Genomic DNA, 1,618 nt, shown 5'->3' on the forward strand with positions numbered 1-1,618 from the left:
CAGTCAATTCAAACATTACTATGTAATGTAATCAGTATTCATTGAGCCGACCAAAATCTTAAATTGAAGAGTTTGATCATGGCTCAGATTGAACGCTGGCGGCAGGCCTAACACATGCAAGTCGAGCGGAAACGAGTTGTCTGAACCTTCGGGGAACGACAACGGCGTCGAGCGGCGGACGGGTGAGTAATGCCTGGGAAATTGCCCTGATGTGGGGGATAACCATTGGAAACGATGGCTAATACCGCATAATAGCTTCGGCTCAAAGAGGGGGACCTTCGGGCCTCTCGCGTCAGGATATGCCCAGGTGGGATTAGCTAGTTGGTGAGGTAAAGGCTCACCAAGGCGACGATCCCTAGCTGGTCTGAGAGGATGATCAGCCACACTGGAACTGAGACACGGTCCAGACTCCTACGGGAGGCAGCAGTGGGGAATATTGCACAATGGGCGCAAGCCTGATGCAGCCATGCCGCGTGTGTGAAGAAGGCCTTCGGGTTGTAAAGCACTTTCAGCAGTGAGGAAGGGTGTGTATTTAATAGATGCACATTTTGACGTTAGCTGCAGAAGAAGCACCGGCTAACTCCGTGCCAGCAGCCGCGGTAATACGGAGGGTGCGAGCGTTAATCGGAATTACTGGGCGTAAAGCGCATGCAGGTGGTTTGTTAAGTCAGATGTGAAAGCCCGGGGCTCAACCTCGGAACTGCATTTGAAACTGGCAGGCTAGAGTACTGTAGAGGGGGGTAGAATTTCAGGTGTAGCGGTGAAATGCGTAGAGATCTGAAGGAATACCGGTGGCGAAGGCGGCCCCCTGGACAGATACTGACACTCAGATGCGAAAGCGTGGGGAGCAAACAGGATTAGATACCCTGGTAGTCCACGCCGTAAACGATGTCTACTTGGAGGTTGTGGCCTTGAGCCGTGGCTTTCGGAGCTAACGCGTTAAGTAGACCGCCTGGGGAGTACGGTCGCAAGATTAAAACTCAAATGAATTGACGGGGGCCCGCACAAGCGGTGGAGCATGTGGTTTAATTCGATGCAACGCGAAGAACCTTACCTACTCTTGACATCCATAGAACTTAGCAGAGATGCTTTGGTGCCTTCGGGAACTATGAGACAGGTGCTGCATGGCTGTCGTCAGCTCGTGTTGTGAAATGTTGGGTTAAGTCCCGCAACGAGCGCAACCCTTATCCTTGTTTGCCAGCACTTCGGGTGGGAACTCCAGGGAGACTGCCGGTGATAAACCGGAGGAAGGTGGGGACGACGTCAAGTCATCATGGCCCTTACGAGTAGGGCTACACACGTGCTACAATGGCGCATACAGAGGGCGGCCAACTTGCGAGAGTGAGCGAATCCCAAAAAGTGCGTCGTAGTCCGGATTGGAGTCTGCAACTCGACTCCATGAAGTCGGAATCGCTAGTAATCGTGGATCAGAATGCCACGGTGAATACGTTCCCGGGCCTTGTACACACCGCCCGTCACACCATGGGAGTGGGCTGCAAAAGAAGCAGGTAGTTTAACCTTCGGGAGGACGCTTGCCACTTTGTGGTTCATGACTGGGGTGAAGTCGTAACAAGGTAGCCCTAGGGGAACCTGGGGCTGGATCACCTCCTTATACGAT

Annotated in this window: 1 rRNA gene; it reads left to right on the forward strand. The window is 53.0% G+C overall.

Going from position 1 to position 1,618, the window contains the following annotated elements:
- Positions 1–60 precede the first annotated feature (60 nt).
- Positions 61–1,612: ribosomal RNA gene (locus tag RH89_RS14865) — 16S ribosomal RNA — on the forward strand.
- Positions 1,613–1,618: the final 6 nt, after the last annotated feature.

It is taken from the genome of Vibrio nigripulchritudo ATCC 27043 (assembly GCF_000222685.1).
GTDB classification, from domain to species: domain Bacteria; phylum Pseudomonadota; class Gammaproteobacteria; order Enterobacterales; family Vibrionaceae; genus Vibrio; species Vibrio nigripulchritudo.